Annotated in this window: 5 protein-coding genes; 1 reads left to right on the top strand and 4 read right to left on the bottom strand. The window is 72.9% G+C overall.

The window, feature by feature from the left end:
- A partial coding sequence (locus tag ACZ6S5_RS32065; protein WP_466005988.1) for a glycosyltransferase family 4 protein occupies positions 1 to 892 on the top strand: 892 nt, incomplete at its 5' end.
- Positions 893 to 1030: 138 nt separating this feature from the next.
- Here ACZ6S5_RS32065 and ACZ6S5_RS32060 read toward each other — a convergent pair.
- From ACZ6S5_RS32060 to ACZ6S5_RS32045, 4 genes are all read right to left on the bottom strand, one after another.
- Entirely contained in the window at positions 1031 to 1153 is a 123-nt protein-coding gene (locus ACZ6S5_RS32060; protein WP_466005986.1) for a hypothetical protein, read from the bottom strand.
- Positions 1154 to 1321: 168 nt separating this feature from the next.
- Positions 1322 to 2605, bottom strand: a complete 1284-nt coding sequence (locus tag ACZ6S5_RS32055; RefSeq protein WP_466005985.1) for a citrate synthase — start codon at positions 2603 to 2605, stop codon at positions 1322 to 1324.
- 214 nt (positions 2606 to 2819) lie between these two features.
- Positions 2820 to 4859 (bottom strand): sulfatase-like hydrolase/transferase, encoded by a 2040-nt coding sequence (locus ACZ6S5_RS32050; RefSeq protein ID WP_466005983.1) that lies wholly within the window; start codon positions 4857 to 4859, stop codon positions 2820 to 2822.
- A complete protein-coding gene (locus tag ACZ6S5_RS32045; protein ID WP_466005981.1) occupies positions 4852 to 6267 on the bottom strand; it encodes a methyltransferase domain-containing protein in 1416 nt (471 codons plus the stop codon). The genes ACZ6S5_RS32050 and ACZ6S5_RS32045 overlap by 8 nt, the downstream gene beginning before the upstream one ends.
- Positions 6268 to 6270: the final 3 nt, after the last annotated feature.

The raw sequence follows: 6270 nt of genomic DNA, 5'->3' as shown, positions 1-6270 counted from the left end.
GGCGGGCCGGCACCAGGGCTGGCTGCCGGAGGAGATGAACCGGACCATCCACGGCGTCGAGCACTGGCTGGCCGCGGAGTCCGGCCGGGTGATCGTCTGCTCCGGCTACATGCGCGATGAGGTGAGCGCGCTGTTCGGCGTGCCCGGCACGCGGGTCGACGTGGTGCCCAACGGGGTCGAGCCGCAGCGCTGGCGGGTGCCGGCGACCGCGGTGGCCGCCGCCCGGGCCCGCTTCGCCGGCGACGGCCCGCTGGTCACCTTCGCCGGCCGGCTGGTCTACGAGAAGGGCGTGCAGCACCTGCTCGCCGGGCTCCCCCGGCTGCGGGAGCGGCACCCCGGGCTGCGCGCGGTGGTGGTCGGCGACGGGCCGTACAAGGCGACGTTGGAGGCCGAGGTGCACCGGCTCGGGCTGGGCGGCACGGTCAGCATGCCGGGCTTCCTCGGCGGCACCGACCTGCCCGCCGTGATGGCCGCCTCCGACTGCTTCGCGGTGCCGAGCATCTACGAGCCGTTCGGCATGGTCGCCCTGGAGGGGGCGGCGGCCGGCGCGCCCCTGGCCGTGTCCCGGACCGGCGGGCTGGCCGAGATCGTCGAGCCCGGGGTCACCGGGATGACCTTCGCCCCCCAGGACCCGGACGGGCTCACCGAGGCGGTGCACGCGCTGCTGTCCGACCGGGACCGTGCCCAGGCCCTCGCCCGCCGCGCCCGCGCCATGGTCCACGACCAGTACGGCTGGTCCGCGATCGCCTCCCGCACCGCCGCCACGTACGCCGCCGCCATCGCGGGTGACCAGGCGTTCACCACCGAGCGGGCGCAGGAGCGGATGGCTCTCGGCCGGGCGCTCCCGTCGCTGCCAGAGGGCAACCTGCTCGCCGCCGCCGGTCTCCGCTGAGCCCGACTCCAGCTGCGCCAGGTCGCGGTATCCGAGCGTCTCGGTTACCGCGACCTGTGGAATCCGGAGTTGATCAGCGCCTGGTACGTGAGAAGGCCGCCGACCCTCGGGTCGGCGGCCTTCCTCGTCAGACCGGGGTCAGCACACCGCGCCGTTCCCGTCGTACGGGTCGTGGAGGTAGGCGTCCGCCACCCAGCCAGCCGCCGCGACGACGGTGAGCGCCGCCTGAGCCAGGGCGACAGATGCCTTCATTCCCCGCATTTGCTTCCTCCCGTGATGCGCCGTTCGATCTTGATGAACGGCATGCAGGAGGCTACGCAAAGGAGAACGGTATATGCAAGATCACAAATCGGTCATGCATCGGTTGACCGGCGACAGGCCGCCGACCCCCGGGGGTGGGGCGGCGGCCTGTCGATGGTCGACCGAAGGTCAGCGCTGATCGGCGGGGGCGTAGTCCCGCTCGGCGTAGCCGGTGTAGATCTGCCGCGGGCGGCCGATCTTGGTCTCCGGGTCGTTGATCATCTCGCGCCACTGGGCGATCCAGCCGGGCAGCCGGCCCAGGGCGAAGAGCACCGTGAACATCTTGGTCGGGAAACCCATGGCCTTGTAGATCAGGCCGGTGTAGAAGTCCACGTTCGGGTAGAGGCGCCGGGACACGAAGAAGTCGTCGGCGAGCGCGATCTCCTCCAGCTGCACGGCGAGGTCCAGCAGCGGGTCCGGCTTGGCCATCCGGCCGAGCACGTCCTGGGCGGCCTTCTTGACGATCGCGGCGCGCGGGTCGTAGTTCTTGTAGACCCGGTGGCCGAAGCCCATCAGCTTCACGCCGTCCTGCTTGTCCTTCACCTTCTGCACGAAGGAGCGGACGTCACCGCCGTCGGCCTGGATCTTCTGGAGCATCTCCAGCACGGCCTGGTTGGCGCCGCCGTGCAGCGGGCCGAAGAGCGCGTTGACGCCGGCCGACACCGAGGCGAAGAGGTTGGCGTTGCTGGAGCCGACCAGGCGCACGGTCGAGGTGGAGCAGTTCTGCTCGTGGTCGGCGTGCAGGATGAACAGCATGTCCAGCACCCGGGCCATCACCGGGTCGACCTCGTACGGCTCGGCCGGCACGCCGAAGGTCATCCGGAGGAAGTTCTCGACGTAGCCGAGCGAGTTGTCCGGGTACAGCAGCGGCTGCCCGATCGACTTCTTGTACGCGTACGAGGCGATGGTGGGGACCTTCGCCATCAGCCGCACCGTGGACATCTCCACGTGCTCGGAGTCGAACGGGTCCAAGCTGTCCTGGTAGAAGGTGGAGATGGCGCTCACCGCGGAGGAGAGCACGGCCATCGGGTGCGCGTCGCGCGGGAAACCGTCAAAGAAGCGACGCATCTCCTCGTGCAGCAGCGAGTGCCGCCGGATCCGCTCGCTGAACTCGGTCAGCTGCGTCTGGGTCGGCAGCTCGCCGTAGATCAGCAGGTAGGAGACCTCCAGGAAGGAGGACTTCTCGGCCAGCTGCTCGATCGGGTAGCCCCGGTACCGCAGGATGCCCGCGTCACCGTCGATGTAGGTGATCGCGGAGGAGCAGGACGCCGTGTTGACGAAACCGGGGTCGTAGGTGGTCATCCCGGTTTCTTTGAGCAGGTTGCCCACCTTGACGCCGGCGGGGCCCTCGACCGCGGACTGCACCGGCATCGACAGCTGCCCACCGGGGTGGTCGAGCTTGACTTCCGTCATGTGTTCCTCGCTTCGCCGGCAAGATCTTCGTTGAATTGCCTTCGCTTTTACCGTACTTACGGTCGGGAGGACACCGCTCGTCATGGTTCGGGGGTGAGGTGTGCATCACCCGATTCCCGACTTGCCGGCTCGGAAACCGGTGGGAGCGCGACCGCACCCGGCGCCCGGCCGGGGGCGGTCGGAAGGGCTACCGGCCGGCCGGCCGAGCGGGCGGTCAGGACAGGGCCAGCCGGCGCAGGCTCCGGTCGGCGCCGATCCGGTAGATGTCCAGGCGGTTGGCCCCGGCGGCGAAGAGCCGGTCGTCGGGGAGGAAGGCGGCGAACCGCCGCCCACCCTTGTCGGGCGGGACCACCGGGACGACCGCGCCGACGGTGCCGTTGACCGCCACCGCGAGCTGCGTCCCGTCCGGCACCGACGCCGGTACGGTGCCCCAGATCAGCGCCGGCAGCTCGCCGTGGGCGGGGTCGACGGCGTGGAACGCGGCGAGGTTGGCCACGGTGGCCGTACCGCCGGCGGGCCGGTCGCCGACCGTGGTGCCGATCAGCGGGTCGGGGGGCGGCGTGGCGGGCGGCGACGGCACGCCGCCGGTGATGGTGACGGGTTGCCCGGGCCGGTCGTAGAAGAGCTTGTCGGCCCCGCCGCGCGGGACCTGCTTCGCCGAGCGGCCGTCCATCCGCCAGGGGACCCGCATGTGGGTCTCGTCGAGGATGGTGGGGAGCAGATCCACGTGCTGCCAGTTGCGGTCGTCGACCCGGCCGGCGCGCTGGCCGGGTTCCTTGACGAACATCGGCACCCAGGCGACCTGGTCGGCGGCGTGGTTGATGGCGTCCATCCCCCGGCCCTGCCAGTCCTTGCGGAAGCTCACCCCGTGGTCGGCCGTGACCAGGATCAGCGCCTTGTCGTACAGGCCGGTGGCGCGCAGGGTGCGCAGCGTCTCGCCGATCAGCCGGTCGGTGTAGCCGAGCTGGGCCAGGTGCCGCTGCCGGGCCAGGTCGACCCAGCCCGCGCCGTCGTTGGGCAGATCCTCCGGCGCCGCGTAGTGCGCCCCCGACGGCAGGTACGCCCACGGCGAGTGGGGCATCAGCAGGTGCAGGAAGTGCAGGGTGGGCCGGGACGACGGGCGCAGCCCGGCGAGGAAGCTGGTGAACCGGGCCGGCTGGTTGTCGTCCAGGGTGTCCCAACGGAACTTCGGGTCGTCCGGCACCGGCTCGGCGGCGTCCAGCCCCGCCTCCGCCCGGGTCAGCTCCCGGTAGGAGTCCTCCGGGTCGACCCGGCTGTCGACCGGCGCGGTGACCTGGCGCAGCAGCTTGCCGCTCTCCCGGACCAGCACCCCTAGGCCCTGCTCCGGGCTGACCGGCTGGTCGCATCGGCTGGGCGGGCAGAGCCGGGTGATGCTCTCCTCGGCCTTGATCTCGTACAGGCCGCCGAGGGCGGTGAAGAGGTTGTCCGGGTACTGCGAGTAGTGCGGGGCGTACGGCTCGGCCGGGTAGCGGCCGGTCAGCATGGCCGGCAGCGCGTACGGCGTCCAGCCGCTGACCCCGGTGGCGTCGCGGTACCAGGTCGAGCCGGCGGCCAGCTCGGCGAAGTGCGGGTACCGGGTGGCGTCGATCCTGCCGTCCGACCCCAACAGCGAGACCAGCGGCAGCTCGTCCAGGACGATCATGACGACCGGCGGGTGGGCGCCCGCGCCGGCCACCCCGGCCGCGCCGCCGTGGCCCCGGGGAAGCACCACCGCGGAGGCCGGCGAGGCGAACAGGAACAGGCCGACGAAGACCAGCGGCCCGGCCGCCGCCACCCGGAGCACCCGGCCCGGCGGCCGCCAGCGCCGGTGGGCGGCCGCCCCGGCCGCGCCGACCACCCCCGCGACCAGCAGCAGCGGTACGCCCCGCAGCGGCGTGCCGTGTCGCCCCACCTGGACGGCGAGCGCGGCCAGCAGCAGCCCCACCAGGAGGGTGTGCACACGCGCCCGGGCGACCCGCCCGGCGATCAGGCTGGCCGCGCCGAGCAGCGCGAACGGCACCGTCGGCACGATCGCGACCAGGGCCACCAGCAGCAGCACGTCGGCCCGGGAGGCGCGGTGGAACAGGAAGAAGTCGGGGCTGCGGCCGAGCACGTCCAGCAGCGGCTGGGTGACCACCAGCCCGACCAGCGCCACCACTTCGAGCAGCCGGCCCGCCTCCCGCCGCCACCCGCGGCGACGGGGTGCCGTCGGGGCCTCCGGCCGGGGCCGTGACGGCGCGAGCGTGTCAGCCACCCACCACCGCCTGGTAGAGGGTCCGGGTGCCGGACGGCAGTTCGAGGCGGTGGACGATTCGACCGCGCGCGGCGAGCAGCCGTTCGAACGTCTCCCGCCGGTAGTCGGGGAAGAGCCCGTCCGGCTTGTTGGCCAGCAGCCGACGGGCCATCGGGTCCTCGGGGTGGACGAACTCCACCACCAGCGTGCCGCCGGCCGTACCGAGCCCGACGAACTGGTCCAGCACCTCGGCGAGCGGCACGTTGCGCCCGATCGCCAGGTGGTGCACGACGGCCAGGGCAAGGACCACGTCGGCCCGCGCCCGGTCGGCGAACGCGGCCCGCTCGACCCCCCGCCAGCCGCCGCCCGGCGACGGGTCGGCGAGGTCCATCACCAACGGCAGGATCCGCCGCTCCCCCGCGTCCCGCAGGGCCCGGTAGAGATCGTCGACCACCGCCGGATCCTGCTCGACCGCGACCACGTAGTCGGCGTGCCGGGCGGCGATCCGGGCGTACCGGCCGTCGTTGGCGCCCAGGTCGAGCACCAGGCCGGAACCGGTGGCGGCCACCGCCCGGTCGACGAAGGCCTCCTTGGCCTGCCGGTCCGGCACCGAGTACGCGCAGGTGCGCTGGTAGTCCGCCCAGTGGCTCTCCCTCGGCCGGTGCTCCAGCCGGCGGACCAGCTTCGTCAGGCCGCGCACGGTCGCCAGGGCCAACTCGCGGGAGTAGCCGGCGGCCCGCAGCTGGGCGCGGACGTCGGTGGTGCTCGCGCCGGCGTTGCGGGCCTGCATCGCCCCGTGCAGGTGGACGTGGGTGAGCACGCCGGCCCGCAGCCGCCGGGCGCCACCGAAGAGCCGGCGCGCCTGGTCCGGCTCGATGCCGTCGATCCGGGCCCGCAGCCAGGGCTGGAAGTCCAGCCCGAGGTGGGCCTGGAGCAGCAGCGGATAGAGCAGGGTCTGGCAGAACTGCCGGTACCCGGCCCAGGGCTCGCCGTCGCGCGCCGGCTCGAACGAGCCGACGTCGATGAAGACCGGCGTGGCGCCCCGCCACTGGAGGTTGTACGCCGAGCCGTCCTTGGTGGTGAACCCGGCGGCCAGCGCCTTCGCGAGGATCTCCAGGTGCAGCAGGGCGGCGTCGCGCAGCATCCCGTAGGACCACTCGTACGGGTGGGACACGACGGGGATGCGCTCGTGGCGCAGCACCGCCGCCCAGGGCGCGTCGACCGGAGTGGGGATCAGCTCCTCGGTCCCGCACACCTTGCCGGCGGCGAGCAGGTCGCGGAAGAAGTCGCTGACCGCGAGGGCCCGCCAGTCGCGGGCGGACCGCTCGTCCAGGCCACGCAGCACCTCACCGTGCCGGTGGAAGACCCGGTTGCCCGGATCGCGGAAGGAGCCGGGTTCGAGGCGGACGCCGGTGTCGGGCACGGCCACGCG

It is taken from the genome of Micromonospora sp. NPDC051924 (genome assembly GCF_055586005.1).
Note: the sequence above shows the minus strand (reverse complement) of the source record. Positions and strands in the feature narration are given on the sequence as shown.